The sequence below is a fragment of the Pedobacter sp. AC163 genome, assembly GCF_979258665.1.
This window is the reverse complement of the sequence record NZ_OZ409872.1, coordinates 1887463-1904749: the sequence shown is the minus strand read 5'-3', so window position 1 is coordinate 1904749 and position 17287 is coordinate 1887463. Positions and strand designations below refer to the sequence as shown.

Genomic DNA, 17287 nt, shown 5'->3' with positions numbered 1-17287 from the left:
AAATCATTTTAATCTGAGGGAACATTATATCAAATTTGCCTTAATATAATCGCAGCTCGTTTTAATTGAGCCTATCGGATTAGGATTGTAATTATTTTCATGTTCTACAAAAAAGTGTTTCATGCCGGATAACTTTTTTTCGGCAAAAATAGCTTTGAAGTCAATCGAACCTTTACCTACTTCTGTATTCTGTTCAGGCTTGGCTTTATCCATATCTTTAACATGCCACATGGGGAAACGACCCGGATACTTTTTAAATAAAGCCAACGGATCGTTTCCTGAGCGAGCAACCCAATATAAATCAAGTTCAAAATCAACAAGATTTTTATCGGTTTCAGTTAAAAAAACATCGTAACCTGTAATATCACCTAATTTTTTAAATTCGAAATCGTGGTTATGATAAGCGAATTTCAAGCCGGCATTTTTTGCCAGTTCTGCAACTTTATTAAAATCAGAAGCGGTCTTTTTGAAACCATCAATACCTTTTTTAGTATCCACATGGGCACCCGCAATGGTGAAATATTTTCCTCCAATAATTGCGGCTGCTTCGATGTCGGCTTTCAATTTGTCGGTATTGCCGCTTTTAGAAAATGCATCCATTAAATAATGTCCGCTGGGCGCTTTTAAGCCGTTTGCCTTAAGCAAAGCTTTAAATTCTTTTGGGGTTAAACCCCAGAATTTTCCGTCGGCAAAACCATAAGTTTCTACTTCCTTATATCCCGCTTCGGCAACTTTCTCCATTACGCCTTGTACATTTTTTGGTAGTTCATCACGCAGCGTGTAGAGCTGAAGCCCCACTGTTTTATTCACTTTATCAAAAGCGAAAGAGGGGATAACCAAAGAAGCACCTGCCATTAGGCCGGCTTGTTTTAAGAAAGTTCGTCTAGCGTTCATAGAAATTAAAGTTATAAAATATTCTTTTTCAAATATGCACAACTAGCCGCAACAGATTCCATTGGATTTGGCTTATAATTGGTTTCATGTTCAACAAAAAAGTGTTTCATGCCTGAAAGTTTTGCATCTGCAAAAATAGGTTTCCAGTTAATGCTGCCCGAACCAACTTCGGTGTTTAATGCCGGATTGGTTTTATCCATGTCTTTTACATGCCACATGGTAAAACGACCTGGATTATCAGTAAACAACTTAATCGGGTCGTTTCCAGAGCGAACTACCCAATATAAATCCAATTCGAAATCAACTAAATTCTTGTCTGTTTCGTTTAATAAGATTTGATAACCAGTAGTTTCTCCAAGTTTTTGGAATTCGAAATCGTGGTTATGATAAGCCAACCTTAGGCCAGCATCTTTACACATTTTACCTGCCACATTAATTTTTGCGGCGATTTTTTTATAATCCTCAGCAGTTTTTCTGATGCTTTGATCCAACCATGGAATGGTTACATACTCGCTACCCAATACCTTTGCAGCAACAATTGCCTCCTCTAGTTCGGCAGTATTGCCATCAGTTAAGTAACTTCCCAAGCCATAGTGTCCACTTGGTGCTTTTAAGCCATTGGCATCTAAAAGTTTCTTAAACTCAATTGGGTTCATGCCCCAAAATTGATCTTTGATAGAAAAACCGTAAAGCTCAACTTCCGTGAAACCAGCTTTAGCTACTTTTTCGATAGTGCCTTTTACATCTTTTGGCAATTCAGCCCTTAATGAATATAATTGCAATCCTACTGCTTTCTTTTGCGCTACGCATCCAATTGATGGAGCTAAAATAACTGTTGCAATTGCTAAACAGCTGTTGATGATAAAACTTTTTCTTGATAACATATTAATTAATTAAATATCACAGATTGAAACAGCTTGCTTTAATGAGGCCATTCGATCTGCATTTTTAGGAATAAACTCTTGTGCTACAAAACCTTTAAAGCCGGTTTCTGCAATGGCTTTCATGATGGCAGGATAATTCAGTTCTTGCGTTTCATCAATCTCGTTTCTGCCCGGTACGCCTGCAGTGTGATAGTGCGCAAAGTATCGATGGTTATTTTTAATGGTTGAAATTACATCTCCTTCATCTACCTGCATGTGGTAAATATCGTAAAGTAATTTGAAGTTTTCAGAATCTAATCGCTTACAAAGTTCAACTCCCCATGCGGTTTTACTGCATTGATAATCTTGATGATCGATTTTGCTGTTGAGCAATTCCATCACCAGCGTTACCTGATGTTGCTCTGCCAAAGCAATGAGTTGTTTTAACGCTTCTACACAATTATTCCAACCCGTTTCATCGTCCATGCCTCTTCTATTACCACTAAAACAAATTAAGTTTTTATAACCTGCTTTGGCAACCAATGGAATCATTTCCGAATAATTCTTGATCAGAATTTTATGAAATTGTTTATCATTGAAACCATCAACTAAATTAATTTCGGCACCATTACACATGGACGACTGCAAACCATGTTTTTTTAGTATCGGCCAATCTTTTGGGCTAACCAGGTCGATGCCGGTAAGCCCCATTTTTTTACTCTCAATGCAAAGTTCATCTAAACTGAAATCGTTAAAACACCAACGGCAAACCGAGTGATTGATATTGCCTTTTAACGGATGGTTTTGCATTGGTGATTCCATGTTTTAAATAAACAAACACCGAATGTGATCTAACAATCGGTGTTTAGTTAACTATTTTGAATAAGATTAAATGGCTTTAGCGTCTATTTCTGATTTCGTTTTATCGTTGAAAGTTAATGCAAAGAGGATGAATACTGCAGCAGCAATTCCCGCAGGAATGGTCCAAACCATTTTCCAATTTGTTATGGTTCCAGATTTGTATGAATCAGTAATCATACCGGCAACCTCGAAACCAATCAACATACCAACACCGTATGTGGCCAGCGTGATTAATCCTTGGGCTGAACTTTTATATTTTTCTCCAGCTTTTGAATTGGTGTAGATTTGACCAGATACAAAGAAAAAATCATAGCAAACACCATGCAGTGCTATCCCAATGATAAGCATAAAACTTAAGTCGCCGGCATTTCCATAAGCAAATAATATATATCTTAAAGCCCAAGCCAGCATACCTACTAAGATGGTTTTTTTGAATCCATATTTTGAAAAGAAAACAGGAATTGCTAGTAGAAATAATGCTTCAGAGATTTGCCCAATAGCCATTTTACCTGTTGGATTAGATACTTTAATATCTGCTAAAAACAAACCTGCATTTTGATAGTAGAATGCTAAAGGTATACAAATCAGAATTGCAGAGATAAAGAATATCGCGAAGTTTTTATCTTTTAGCAATTTAAGGGCATCCAAGCCAATTAAGTCCCCAATTTTAATTTTTTCATCAGCAGATACTTTTGGTGGGGTTTTTGGAAGGGTAAAGCTAAATAAACCAAGCACCAGTGATACTATTCCCGCCATTAGAAAAGTATTCTTAAGTAAACCTGTTTGTATGCCTTCGGGAGAATCCCAGTGAAAAACAAAGCTGATTAGCAAACCGGCAATAATCCATCCAATCGTACCCCAAACACGTATTTTCGAAAACTCTTTTTCTGGATCTTTCATTTGGTTAAACGAAACTGAATTAACCAATGCTAACGTTGGCATAAAGAGAATCATATACCCTAAAACATAAGGATAGAAAACACTTACATCAGGTGCTTTATACATTTGGTACATAAGAACTGCACCAACCAGATGCAAAACACCTAGTATTCTTTCAGCATTGAAATATCTATCTGCAATTAATCCCACTATAAAAGGAGCTATAATTGCACCCCATGATTGTGTTCCAAACACCGAAGCAGATTCGGAACCAGTTGCCTTTAAGTTATTACCCAGGAAGGTTCCCAGCGTTACAAACCAAGCTCCCCAGACAAAGAATTCCAGGAACATCATGGTAGAAAGTTTAAAGCGAGTAGTGCTATTCATTTGGTTTATATAAGGTTAATGTTTAGGCTAAGACTGAGGTTTAGGTTAAGGTTTAGGTTGAGAGTAAGGTTGATCTCAACCTAAACCTCGACCTCAACCCAAATCTCATTTTATAGTTCTTTTATTGAAATGTTTTTGTACCAAACTTCATCGCCATGATCTTGCAATGCAATTTTTCCTGATCTGTAAATTCCCCAATTTTCCCATTTAGCAAACTTGCTTCCTGCAATTAGGTTTTTCCAGTTTTCATCCCAAAGGGTGGTTTTTACTACTTCAACGCCGTTTAAAACTAAAGTCAAATTTCCTTTTTTGCTGATGATTTCCGCTTTGTTCCATTCACCAACGGGTTTAACAGGTTCTGATTTACTTTTAACCAAGTCATATAAATCACCAGAACGGTGTTTAGTGATTTTTCCATCAGGATGACCATCGTTATCTAACACCTGCATCTCTAAACCTGTAGAGTAGGTAGCATGATATTTTGGTTCCTCGTGTACGTAGAAAATAAGTCCGCTATTTGCTTTTGGAGCTACTTTCCACTCATATTTCAAGTGAAAATCTTTATATTCTTTATCGGTAACTAAATCGCCACCGCCATCTTTTCCCTTAGTTTTAGGATCCAGGTGTAAGGCACCATCTTGAACTTGCCAGGCGCTTCCTACATTAGTTTTGTTATAAGTGTGCCAGCCTGTTGTTGTTTTTCCATCAAATAAAGGCTTGAAACCTTTTTGAGCCTGAGAAATTTGAGTAAATGCCAGCAAAATGCAGGCAGATAGGATGAGTTTTTTCATTGTGTGTTTATATTAACCGTCATTGCGAGGTACGAAGCAATCCAAATAGAGAGATTGTTTCGTACCTCGCAATGAGGATGTTTTGTTATAGAGTTAAGTTATTCCAACCAGAACGGTATTCGCGTTTTACAAATTGATTTGCTTCATCGAAATTGGTAATTTTCATGTTATCGTTATCCCAAAGCATTTTCATGTATCTTCCAGGATAAGTGTTTTTGCCGTTTACGTTCTTCTTGATATCGAAACTTCTAATGGCCAGATTTGCCATCAATAATGCTTCCGTTAGCGGACCAGCGATTTCGAATGGAGAACTTACTTCCTGTTTTCCATAACCTGCAATTGCGGCATCAACCCATTGCGCATAATGACCATTTGCGCCATCTTTTACACGGGCATATTTTTCTTTAACTTTAATGTCTTTGTTTCTGCTTAACGGCAATAATTTAGGGTTTGCACTATAAGTTTCAGACATCATTTTGCCTTTTGTACCGATAAATAAGGTACCGTTACCACCATCGCCAAATGTTTCATTTGCTTCAAGTTCTGCTGGGCGTTCTGGCTGAATTCCGCCGTCCATCCAATGCAAAGTAACATCACCTTTGGTTTTATCTGTTTTAGGGAACTTTAAAGTAACATGGCTTGAAGGAGGACAGCTTTCGGGGAAATATCCACGTTTAAATTCATCAACGTAAACAGAACCCACACTTGCCTCAACCTCTTTTGCATATTTTAAATTCAGTACACTAAACGGAGCCTCAATTAAGTGGCAACCCATATCACCTAATGCACCTGTTCCATAATCCCACCAGCCACGCCAGTTAAAAGGAACTAATTTATCTACGAAATCTTTCTCCGGAGCTGTACCTAGCCATAAATTCCAGTCTAATTCTTTCGGAATATCAGCCTTTTTTGCAGGCCAGGGAATACCTTGAGGCCAAACCGGACGGTCAGTCCATGCATAAACCGTATGTACATCACCAATTAAACCAGCCTCGTACCATTCTTTCATTTGACGGGGACCATCGTTTGATGCACCTTGATTACCCATTTGAGTAACCACTTTATATTTCTTAGCAGCAGCCGTTAAAATACGGGCTTCATAAATATCGTGTGTTAGAGGTTTTTGAACATATACATGTTTACCCAATTGCATGGCTGCTAGTGCCTGGATGGCGTGGTTATGATCGGGAGTGGAGATAGATACCGCATCGAAATTTTTATGCTCTTTATCTAACATCTCACGATAATCCTTGTAGTATTTTGCTTTAGGAAAGTTTTTAACACTTGTTGCTGCCCTGCGGTCATCTACATCACATAGGTAAGCAATATCGGCTTTTCCACTTTTAGCAAACATATTAATGTCGCTCTGTCCTTTGCCACCAACACCAATACTGGCAATAATTAAACGGTCGCTTGGAGCTAAATAGCCCGGCCCACCCAAAACATGGCGTGGAACGATCATAAATGCAGCTGCAGCTATAGCGCTTGTTTTAATAAAATCACGGCGGTTAGTTGTGCTTTTATTTTCTTGATCTGTTTTCATTTAGTATCTGAAGTTTAATAGGGATTTTAGCTTATTTTTTCTTCAACGAAAGAATGTATTTAACCATCAATTTCGCATCTGCTGGTTTAAGTGTAGAGTGAGCAGTCATAGGCATAGTACCCCAAACCCCTGTACCACCTTTAATAATTTTATCGGCCAGGTAATTAATATTTTTTTCTGTAGCTGGATATTTTTTAGCGATCTCAGTATATGACGGACCGATAATTTTATTCACTTTGTTGTGGCAGCCAATACAATCTGATTTGTTAATCAATTTCTCGCCTGCACTCATTTGAAACTCGTGATTGGTTGAACTAGCCGTTGCAACTACCATTTTCTCCTTCTCTAAATCTGCGCTCGAAAAAGACGCCATAAGTATTACTATTGCGCCTAAACCTAAAAATGTTTTTTTCATTGTGTGTGTGTTGTTAATCTTGTAATCCTAATATTTTTTTGTTGAAAGCGCTATCACTACCCGATGCTGCAAAATCATCAAATGCTTTGTCTGTTACATTGATAATGTGTTTCTGGATAAATTCAGAACCTTCGCGAGCACCATCTTCCTGATTTTTAATGCAACATTCCCATTCCATAACGGCCCAACCTTTAAAGTCGTATTGCGCTAATTTACTGAAAATGGTTTTAAAATCAACTTGGCCATCGCCAGGAGAACGATATCTACCGGCTCGGTTGGCCCAACTCTGGTATCCACCAAAAGTACCCTGTTTACCTGTCGGATTAAACTCGGCATCTTTAACATGAAAGGCTTTAATTCTTTCATGATAAAAATCAATGTACTGAATGTAATCCAATTGCTGTAACACAAAGTGAGATGGATCATACAATAAGCATGCCCGAGGATGATTATTTACCGCGGCAAGGAACATTTCGTAAGTTTCTCCATCAAATAAATCTTCGCCAGGATGAATTTCATAACAAACATCAACCCCGCAATTGTCAAACTCGTTCAATATTGGTGTCCATCGCTTTGCCAATTCTGCAAATCCTTCTTCTACTAAACCGGCAGGCCTTTGTGGCCATGGGTGAAAATATTGCCACAGCAAAGAACCGCTAAATGTAGCATGTGCATTTAAACCTAGGTTTTGCGAAGCTTTAGCTGCATATTTCATTTGTTGAACTGCCCATTCGGTTCTGGCTTTTGCATTGCCATGAACTTCTTTCGGAGCAAAAGCATCGAATAAATCATTGTATGCCGGGTGCACAGCCACCAACTGACCTTGCAAGTGAGTGGAAAGTTCTGTGATTTCTAAACCATAAGAAGCAATAGTACCTTTCAGCTCATCAGCATATGTTTTACTTTCTGCAGCTTTTTGAAGATCGATAAATCTGGCATCCAAAGTAGGCATTTGAATACCTTTAAATCCTAGCCCGGCAGCCCATTGGCAAATATTATCCAAAGAATTGAAGGGCGCTTCATCACTAATAAATTGCGCTAAAAATACTCCTGGTCCTTTTAAAGTTGTCATGCTCAATTTTAAATTTTATAATCCCACCATTTCTGATCGGAGTTACTCGAATCTACTACGTTTTCAATAAATGCCATTCCACGAATTCCGTCTTCAGCATTTGGAAAATCAAGCATTTCTGCAGTAGGCTGTTCGTTATTTAGTTTTGCATTTACCGTTAAGGCGAAGTTTTTATAGATATTAGCAAAGGCTTCTAGGTAACCTTCTGGATGCCCACCTGGTGTACGGGTGTTGTGTTTTGCAAAACTACCCATGTATCCGTTCCCTGTTCTGTAAATTTGAGCGGGAGCGTTAGACCATTTTACGATTAGCGTATTTGGCTCCATTTGATGCCATTCCAATCCACCTTTTTCGCCATATACTTTAATTTTTAAGGCATTTTCCTCACCAGCAGCAATTTGCGAAGCGATTAAAACTCCGTTTGATCCGTTGTCGAATTTCAATAAAACGTTTCCGTCATCATCAATTGCTCTCCCGGGAACAACGATATTTAAATCGGCACAAATTTTAGTAATCTGCAAGCCAGAAATATATTCGGCAAGATGAGCAGCGTGGGTACCAATGTCGCCCATGCTACCGCTTTTCCCAGTTTTAGAGGGATCGGTTCTCCATGCGGCTTGTGCATTTCCTTCTCTTTCTGATAAAGTACTGAGCCAACCCTGAGGATATTCAACAATAATTTTTCTGATTTCGCCTAAAGCACCTTCGCCAACCATTTGTTTGGCTTGCTTAACCATTGGATACCCAGAATAAGTATGGGTTAAACAAAGTGTTAATCCAGTTTCATCAACCTTTGCTTTCAGCTGTTTTGCTTCTTCCAACGTTAATGTCATTGGTTTTTCTATCACCACATTAAAGCCATGTTCTAAGGCCATCATTGCTGGCGCAAAGTGTGCGAAATTCGGAGTTACAATCGTTACAAAGTCAATTTTTTCATCAGCAGGCAATTCGCTTTCTGCTTTGATCATCTCTTCGTAATTGCTATATATTCTGTTATCCGGAAGGAACAATAGTTTTCCAGATTCGTACCCAACTTCGGGATTTACACTTAAGGCTCCGGCAGAAAGTTCGATTAAACCATCCATGTTCGCAGCCAGGCGATGTACAGCACCGATAAACGCGTCTTTACCGCCGCCTATCATGCCCATTCTTAATTTTCTCTTCATCATTAAAAAGTGGTAAGTTGTAAGTTATAGGTTTTACGTAAAACCTATAACTTACAACTTATAACCAATTTATATATTATTTTTCTTTAGCTCTTTTACAGCGTAATCTGCTGCACGGGCGGTTAATGCCATAAAAGTTAAGGATGGATTTTGACAAGCAATTGATGGCATACAAGCTCCATCTGTTACAAAAACGTTGCTCACTTCATGCATTTGATTCCACTTGTTAAGCACTGAAGTTTTTGGATCGTTGCCCATTCTAGCGGTTCCCATTTCATGGATAGCCATGCCTGGATAACAGCCGTTGTCGAATGTTTTGATGTTTTTCAATCCTGCTTTTTCTAACATTTCAGCAGCATCATTCATCATATCAACACGCATTTTCTTTTCGTTTTCTTTGTACTCGCAATCAATCGCTAATACTGGCTGTCCCCACTTGTCTTTCTTGGTTTTATCGATGTATACTTTGTTTTCGTAGTAAGGTAACATCTCGCCAAAACCACCTAAGCCCATGGTCCATTTACCTGGTTTGGTCATTTTCTCTTTCAAGCCTGAACCAAATGATAATTCGGCCACATCGCTTTGCCAGTTACTTCTGTTTGCACTGCCCTGATAACCGAAACCACGTAAATAATCGCGTTTGTCGTTACCGATGTTCTGGTAGCGTGGAACATATATTCCATTTGCACGGCGGCCATAAGTGTATTTGTCATCAAAACCTTCTGCTTCGCCATTGGCACCACAACGGAAATGGTGATCCATTAAGTTGTGACCTAACTGACCACTTGCATTACCCAAACCGTTTGGATGAGCATCTGAAGTAGAGTTTAATAAAATAAATGTTGTACCCAATGTAGAACCATTAACGAAAACAATTTTCGCGTAGAATTCCATTGTTTCATTGGTTTGCGCATCGATTACCATTACCCCTTTTGCTTTCTTTGTATCCTTATCATAAATAATATGGTTTACGATAGAATATGGTCTAAGCGTTAAGCGTTTGGTAGCCATTGCTGCCGGTAGGGTAGAAGATTGCGTAGAGAAATATGCTCCAAAAGGGCAACCACGGCTACATAAATTTCTGTATTGGCAATTACCGCGGCCTTTATGCGGAACGGTAAGGTTAGCTACACGACCGATCATCATGATACGTTCTCTGTTGTAAGCTTCCTCAATACGTTTTTTAACAGATTTTTCTACAATGTTCATATCCATTGGAGGAAGAAATTCTCCATCTGGACAAAGTGGCCAGTTTTCTTTTGATCCACTGATTCCTGCAAATCGCTCTGCGTAATCATACCATGGAGATAATTCTTTATAACGCACTGGCCAATCATTTCCATGACCATCTTTTGCGTTATCTTCGAAGTTATGATCGCTTAAACGATAACTTTGACGGCCCCACATTAATGATTTTCCACCAACATGGAAACCTCGGTACCAGTCGAAACGCTTATCCTCTGTGTACGGACATTCCAAATCGTTCACCCACCATTTTTCATTAGCTTCCTGATACGGATAATCCCTTTTTTGTACAGGGTGTGTACGTTTTTGTTCTTCGGTTAATTTACCTGCATGCTGAAATTCCCAAGGGCTTTTCATCGCGTTTTCATAACCGGTAATGTGTTCAATGTTCATTCCTCTTTCGAGCATGAGCACTTTTAGTCCTTTTTCGGTAAGTTCTTTTGCAGCCCAGCCGCCACTAATCCCCGATCCTATAACAATAGCATCGTAAGTATTTTCTGCTTTTAAATTTGTATTTAAATTCATGATGTTTTGTTGTTGTAGTTTAGAAATTAGGTTGCCCAAGATTTTTGTCCAGGTTTCAATGGTGCACTTCCGTCATACCTTCCAGGAACGAGGATGTATTCACGAGCTTGTGTACAACCAATTTCTGAAGCGTAATAGCCTAGTAAAGTCAAATCTCTGGCTGTGATAAAAAAGTAAGCCAGATCTTCGTTTTCAGGTGCTTTGGTTTCTTTTTGAGCGATAGACATGAGTCTTAAATCCACCATTAGTTTGGTGCGTTCTGCAACACTTAAGCTCATGTAATTTTTCCCAAAATCTTTCATTGCTTTTTCCTGAAGTTGCTCAAAGCCTTTTGCAAATGATGTTTGCATTTTAGCTGGATAACAATCCTTCATCATCATCGGGATAAATTTGCCTAAACCAGCAGCTTTGGCACCCGGAGATGATTTAGTGGTGGGCACGATAATGTTCGCAAATTCAGCAAAGATTTTTTCATCCTGAACAGAGAATGATACAAAGTTTTTTTCGTTTTCAGGGAGCGTAAAACTTTCGAATAGAACGCCCATTGTGCTTGCAGATATCGCTCCTCCAAGTAAAAATGCGACGTTTTTGAGTGCTTCTCTTCTGTGCATCGTTGTATATTTTTTATATTGGTTCTTTATGCGTTGAATGAGTAATATTAGAAAAAATATGGCGTAATAATCAAATCTGACTGTTTAATTTAACAATCTGCAATGCGATTGTTACTACATAGAATTGTTCTAAATAAGATAATTATGACCGTCTCACTAACGTTTATTTGATGTTTTTCTTTGTTCTATGCTTCGTGTGAATTATACAATATCTATATATAAAAGTAATATTCACTTGTAAAAAGAATACTTGGACTAAATCAAGTTGCTTTTAACGTAGTTGTAACTCTCAGTTATACTTTGGTAAACGTCTTTTTTAATCAAATCTTGTTCGGTAAAAATATAATCTACGCCCGCCAATTTCGACTCCGCAAAAATACTTTTGAAATCAATTTTTCCTGAACCTACCTCGGCGAAAACACTTTTGTCTTGTTTATCCATATCCTTAACATGAAACATTTTGTAACGCCCCGGATTTTTCTTAAATAAATCTACAGGATTTAAGCCAGCATTTACAGCCCAGAAAATATCAAGTTCAAAACCTACGAGGTTGGCATCGGTTTCATTTAACAAAATATCGTAGCCAGTGGCGCCATTTCCCTGATCTTTATATTCAAAGTTATGGTTATGGTAAGCTAATTTTAAACCAGCCTTTTTACAAAGTTCGCCTGCAGTATTAAATTTAGCAGCCATTCTTTTGTAATCGTCTAAAGTTCCATTTGTTCGTACATCAGTTGGAAGGGCAGGAATAACAAAATATTTTTGTCCGACACTGTTTGCCACTTCAATATGTGTTTTAAGTATTTTATCATCTCCGCTTGATAAAAATTCGGATGTATTGTAATGCCCGCTAGGCGAAGTGAGTTTATTTTCTTTCAATAATTGATTAAAATCCTTGGCTGGTAAACCCCAAAATCCTTTTACCTCATATTTGCCGGGGTATCCATAATAGGTTTCTACCTGATTATAACCAATTTTGGCCACCTGTTCTATCGTGGCTTTAACATCGGCAGTAAGTTGCTCTCTTAGCGTAAACAAGCCTATGCCAATCTTCGAGATTTTAGCCGGTTGTGCCAATGCCGAAGTAATAATTGATGGACTTATAAATGCCGCGGCACCTGCTAAACCTGCCTTTTGTAGAAATGATCTTCTTGTTGTCATGATGTGTTAAATTAAAAAGCCGGAGCATAAACTCCGGCTTTGGATGTTAAAATGAATAAGCCAATGATCCCCAGAAAGTACGTTGAAGTAAAGTTCTGCCAATCATTAATTGACCAGGTGTTACGGTAGAGAAATCTCTGAACTGATCTCCACGAACATCACCTTCAGTCAACACTTTCGCATCTAACAAGTTGTCTGCCCAAAATCTTATCGCCACTTTTTTACTGAAATTATAACCAGCACCAGCTTTCATTACCACATATCCTGGTAACTTATAGCTTTCGCTAGGCGAGGTAAAACGACTACCAACATAGTTTGCGGCCACATATAGATTAAAATTTTTGAAATCGTAATTAGCTCCTAACTCCGTGTTTAAAACAGGAACCCTCTCCGTTCTATTGCCAGTAAAACTGTATACGCGATTTCCGAATTCTGCTGCTACAGCGGCGTTTCCACTAGTATTGGCTTCGTAATCGGTATATTTCGAATCTTGTAAAGTACCAGTGAATCTTAAACTTAAAGGTTTAAATATTTTATATGAAATTTCATATTCTGCACTCCAGGTACGGGTAGAACCAAAAGCAACCAGGGCTTGTTGGCCAGCTGCTACCGTTGGTACATTAATGGTTAATGAAACATTTTTGATTGCTGAATAACTTCCAGAGGCGAAAATAGCCAGGTTGTTTTTAGCATATTTAAAACCCACTTCGCCTAAGTACACCGGGCGTTTTTTAATGTTAGCGCCATTATAAGCCGATGCATTATAATCGCCAATATTTGGTGCGTTGTACGCTTTGGTAGCACGAGCAAACATACTAGCTGTAGTGCTTATTTTATAGTTTGCACCTACTGAAGCAGACCAGTTTGTTAACGTTTCATCGTAAGCGGTATAACCTAAAATATTAGGACTTGCCGCTGCCGCAATGTTCACTGTTCCGTTTGCATTTAGTGCGTAATAAGGCCTGTCGCCCTTTACATTCTGGTTATCGATTCTCGCACCAATATCCAAACGCCATTGCTCTGAAATCTTTATTTCATCGCCAGCATACAATGATAAAGTTCTGGTATTGCCAATAAAGGTGTTTTTAGTTTGAATTGTACGCTCAAGCGCAGTTGGCGATTGTAATATAATGCTTGGGTGTTCTTTAAATTCGGTAAATGAACGGAAGGCAAAACGTAAATCATCTCTATTGTATTGATGAATACCTGCACCAATGTTTAAACTGTGGTTTTTAATGGTTTTCTTCAAATCCAAGTAGTTAACAATCTGAACATCGCTGTTAATTTGGCCTTGAGCATTTGAGGTTACTACATAATCTCCTGAAACAAAAGGCGCCACTGCTCCACCTGGATAATAATAAGGAACAGCTGATGTTCTTGCGGTTATACCTGCAGGTGCGGTATAAGTACTGTTAGTATGCGTATTTTGGTAACGAAAGTTGTTCACAATCTGCCATCCACCGTCTGTTAAATAATTAAATTGGAAACCTGCAGAACCCAGTTTGGTATGGATACCATCTTTTAAACTGAAGCTGTGAGCGCCAGTTGCAGGATCAGTGTAATTCCAATCCGTTTGTACAGGCATGATTGATTGCGTTGCCATGTTATAATCGCGGTAGGTAGTAGGCTTGCCTGTTCCATCATATGGATAATAGCTGGTTAATAAAAACTGAACCTTGTCGTTTAGATACTTTCCGTATACACGAATAAAACCTTTGTTGTTTTTGAAATTAAAAGTCATATTGCCTTTAATTTGTCCACCCTGGTTGGCTGGATTAAAACCTTGATCTACAACACCGTTATCTGTACGATAAAAGCCGCCAATGTTATATTTAATCTGATCATTTATTTTTCCACCTGTGTTTCCGTCAAAACGGTATAAACCTTGAGAAAATCCTGTGGTAAATTTAACCTGGCCATATTGTTTGTCGGCCCCAACATAACTTAGATTATTAACCACTGCACCTGGGGTATTTGCTTGGATGATAGAAGCATTACCACCTCTTACAGCTTCAATGTTTTGGATGGTTAAATCAGTTTTATAGTATTGATCTACCGAGGGATTGGTGTTGAATCCGGTTGGCAAAAGTGGTAAGCCATCTTCTTGGATACCTAAAAAGATATACCCGCCTTGTTGTGGAAAACCACGTACCCAAACATTACCTGGTCCATCACCACCAGTGCTTTCTACTGTTAAGCCTGGTATCGCTTTTAATAAATCGGTACTGTTTAATGGCGCTCTATTGGTAATGTCTTTATTGCTTACAGAGGTGATGGCTACCGAACTTTCAAGTTTTTTCTTTGGATTACCGCCTGTTACCATTACGCTTTCGAGTTGAAGATTATCTTCTGATAAGCTAATACTAATGTTTTCATCGGCATTGCCTGCCGAAAGGTTTACCTCTTTGGAAATGTAGCCTACATAACGTACCACTAATATGCGGCTATCAACCGTAAGTCCTTTTAGTGCAAAGTTTCCATTTTCATCGGTCGTGGTGCCAATTGTTTTGCCTTTAACGGTTATAGAAACGCCGGGAATTGGATTGCCTTTGCTATCTAGAACCTTACCGGTAACTACACCATCGAAGGCTTTCAGCAACTCCAGATTGTTATTAGCGGGAATAGAATAGAGCAAAATCTGATCTTTAACTATCCTATATCCCACGTCATAACGTTTTAGCGAATTCTCAAGAAAGTATTTAAGTTTTTGGTTAACTACATTGATAGAGATTTTTCTATCAGAATTTATTAATTGCGGACTGTACACAAACTTTACGTTTGCTAACATTTCCGTTTTAGCAATAATGGTTTTAATATCAGTTTGATCGGCTTTGATCGAAATGGGTTTATTTAAAAATTCCTGGGCATCGACATTTTTGGCAAATGCAGTGCAGGTAAAAATAGTTATTGCAAGTATTTGGTAAATCGAAACTCTCATTGCATATATCGCCAGCGAAATAAGTTGATTTTTTTTCATAAATTTGGTTATTGTTCATTAAATGATTGGATTTATTGGACATAGAAATACCATGAATACATTCTAATGTATTTAACTCGCCGGCAATGCCCCACATTGTCGGCTTTGTTTTTTAGAAAATATTATGGATAGGTAGCGGAGGCTACTGACTGAAATAGGTTACTGCTTTCTTCATAATTTTATATATTTTGGTTAGTTTTTGTTTGAAACCACAATGCTGGTTCCTTGAATATAATACTTGCTTGAAATGGTTCCGCAGATTAAATCGAGCTGCTCATATAGCCCTTTTTTACTCAAATCTCCGGTAAAAGTATAATTTGATATCTGCTCGTTATCAGCTTTAATCTCAATTCCGTAAGCTTCGGTAAGGGTTTTAAAAATTTGTTTTACACTTTCTTCCTTGAAATTATAACTCAAACTTGTTGGTACATTATAAGCTTCGGCCAGTGGAATAGGTTTACTTACCAGGGTTTTGCTTAACTGATGATTGCTAAATACACCTTTTTGATTGGGCGTTAGCAAAATAGGCTGAGCTAATTTTTCTTTTGATAAACCAAGGAATGTGCTTTTCTCATTTTCTTGCACCTGCACTTTTCCAGTTCTAACGGCAACTTGCGCAGGCATTTTATCGGTTGATTCTTTTACCCAAAAGCTGGTTCCTAAAACGCGAACAACCAGCTTTTGATTATAAACATAAAATGGGCGCTTCGGATTCTTGCTTACCGAGAAGAAAGCCGTTCCTTTTAAGTAAATAGTTCTCTTATTGTCGGCAAAAACCTCTGGGTACAAGATATTAGCATTAGGCTTAAGTGTTACTACACTTTCATCGCTAAGCTTTATATCCATTAACCTGTTTGTGTTGTTTGTTTTGCTAATCAGCGCTATATCGCCATTTTCATTGATAAAGGCCTGTTCAGTAGGGTTATAATTATAAAGATATAAACCCCCAAGAAAAAAAGCGATCATGATTGAAGCAGCTATTGCAAATTTTGGCCATAACCTTTTCACTTTTAGTGTATCAATTTGCTTTTCGTCGGAGTGGTTGATGTTGAGCCAGATTTTATCCTGCATTTCATCAAGCTCGCTCGAAGAAAGGTCGTTGTAACTTTTATTGTTTAAATTATGATACCATTTGTCTACCCAAAGCTTTTCGGCATCGGTGCAGTTTCCGTTTTGATAACGGAGGAGTAAATCGTTGAATGATTTCTGGTTCATAAGGAAATATTTGGCTCTATATTATACAAGTAACATAACAAGCCAGTATCCCTAACGCATCATCATAAAAAAATAAATAATAATTATAACTTGTTGATTATCAATTTAAAAAAAGAGGTAAAAATTTTTAATATATTCTTTAATTCTTTTAATAGAGCGGGTAATATGGTATTCCACCGCCTTTTCAGATATATTTAGGTCAGTGGAAATATCCTTTACGGATTGGTGCTGGTAACGACTTAAACGGAATACTTCCTGGGTTTTTTCTGGCAATGAATTAATGCCTTCTTCTATAATTGATGATAGATCATGCAGATCTACGAGATTGGCCGTGTCTTGATGATTTTCATTATAGGTTAAGGTTTGGTACTCCATGTATTTATTTTCCATCACCAAACTACGTACATGGTTAATTACACTTAGCTTTAAAGCACCAAAAAGATAAGCCTGGAGGTTTTTGATTTGTAGATCTTGTCGTTTTTCCCAAAGGGAGATAAAAATATTTTGCACTAACTCTTCCGCTACAACCTTATCACCAGTTTTTTTAAAGGCTGCATATAACAGTTCTTTACTAAAAGTGAAGTAAATCTGTTCATAAGCCTGCTTATCACCTAGCTTTAGGCGCACAAGTAAATCGATAGACTTTTCAGGCTCTTGGAGCGTCATTAATTCGTTTTGGTTA

15 protein-coding genes are annotated in these 17287 nt (G+C 38.0%); all 15 read right to left on the bottom strand.

Features of this window, described 5'->3' with window-relative positions; genetic code table 11:
* Nucleotides 1–24 precede the first annotated feature (24 nt).
* Nucleotides 25–894, bottom strand: a complete 870-nt coding sequence (locus tag ACZZZK_RS08035) for a sugar phosphate isomerase/epimerase family protein (protein WP_463483691.1) — start codon at nt 892–894, stop codon at nt 25–27.
* 11 nt (nt 895–905) lie between these two features.
* Nucleotides 906–1778 carry a sugar phosphate isomerase/epimerase family protein gene (locus ACZZZK_RS08030; RefSeq protein WP_463483690.1) on the bottom strand — a complete coding sequence of 291 codons (873 nt, stop codon included), beginning with the start codon at nt 1776–1778 and terminating at the stop codon, nt 906–908.
* Nucleotides 1779–1787: 9 nt separating this feature from the next.
* Nucleotides 1788–2579: a hydroxypyruvate isomerase family protein gene (locus ACZZZK_RS08025; protein WP_463483689.1), complete on the bottom strand. Its 792-nt coding sequence runs from the start codon at nt 2577–2579 to the stop codon at nt 1788–1790.
* Between the two features lie 66 nt (nt 2580–2645).
* The gene (locus ACZZZK_RS08020) at nt 2646–3884 is read right to left on the bottom strand and encodes a nucleoside permease (RefSeq protein ID WP_463483688.1); all 1239 of its coding nucleotides are present in this window, start codon (nt 3882–3884) and stop codon (nt 2646–2648) included.
* Between the two features lie 110 nt (nt 3885–3994).
* Nucleotides 3995–4675, bottom strand: a complete 681-nt coding sequence (locus ACZZZK_RS08015) for a 3-keto-disaccharide hydrolase (RefSeq protein ID WP_463483687.1) — start codon at nt 4673–4675, stop codon at nt 3995–3997.
* Nucleotides 4676–4760: 85 nt separating this feature from the next.
* Nucleotides 4761–6218: a Gfo/Idh/MocA family protein gene (locus ACZZZK_RS08010; RefSeq protein ID WP_056851659.1), complete on the bottom strand. Its 1458-nt coding sequence runs from the start codon at nt 6216–6218 to the stop codon at nt 4761–4763.
* Between the two features lie 31 nt (nt 6219–6249).
* Entirely contained in the window at nt 6250–6633 is a 384-nt protein-coding gene (locus ACZZZK_RS08005; protein ID WP_463483686.1) for a c-type cytochrome, read from the bottom strand.
* Between the two features lie 13 nt (nt 6634–6646).
* Nucleotides 6647–7705, bottom strand: a complete 1059-nt coding sequence (locus ACZZZK_RS08000) for a sugar phosphate isomerase/epimerase family protein (protein WP_463483685.1) — start codon at nt 7703–7705, stop codon at nt 6647–6649.
* 8 nt (nt 7706–7713) lie between these two features.
* A complete protein-coding gene (locus ACZZZK_RS07995) occupies nt 7714–8871 on the bottom strand; it encodes a Gfo/Idh/MocA family protein (protein WP_463486282.1) in 1158 nt (385 codons plus the stop codon).
* A gap of 69 nt (nt 8872–8940) precedes the next feature.
* Nucleotides 8941–10641 carry a GMC family oxidoreductase gene (locus tag ACZZZK_RS07990; protein WP_316809016.1) on the bottom strand — a complete coding sequence of 567 codons (1701 nt, stop codon included), beginning with the start codon at nt 10639–10641 and terminating at the stop codon, nt 8941–8943.
* Nucleotides 10642–10667: 26 nt separating this feature from the next.
* Nucleotides 10668–11252 (bottom strand): gluconate 2-dehydrogenase subunit 3 family protein, encoded by a 585-nt coding sequence (locus ACZZZK_RS07985; RefSeq protein ID WP_265798192.1) that lies wholly within the window; start codon nt 11250–11252, stop codon nt 10668–10670.
* Nucleotides 11253–11507: 255 nt separating this feature from the next.
* Nucleotides 11508–12413 carry a TIM barrel protein gene (locus tag ACZZZK_RS07980; RefSeq protein WP_463483684.1) on the bottom strand — a complete coding sequence of 302 codons (906 nt, stop codon included), beginning with the start codon at nt 12411–12413 and terminating at the stop codon, nt 11508–11510.
* A 46-nt stretch (nt 12414–12459) separates the two neighbouring features.
* Nucleotides 12460–15390 (bottom strand): TonB-dependent receptor, encoded by a 2931-nt coding sequence (locus ACZZZK_RS07975; RefSeq protein ID WP_463483683.1) that lies wholly within the window; start codon nt 15388–15390, stop codon nt 12460–12462.
* A 192-nt stretch (nt 15391–15582) separates the two neighbouring features.
* Nucleotides 15583–16605, bottom strand: a complete 1023-nt coding sequence (locus ACZZZK_RS07970; RefSeq protein WP_463483682.1) for a FecR family protein — start codon at nt 16603–16605, stop codon at nt 15583–15585.
* A 105-nt stretch (nt 16606–16710) separates the two neighbouring features.
* Entirely contained in the window at nt 16711–17271 is a 561-nt protein-coding gene (locus tag ACZZZK_RS07965; RefSeq protein ID WP_463483681.1) for a sigma-70 family RNA polymerase sigma factor, read from the bottom strand.
* Nucleotides 17272–17287 lie beyond the last annotated feature (16 nt).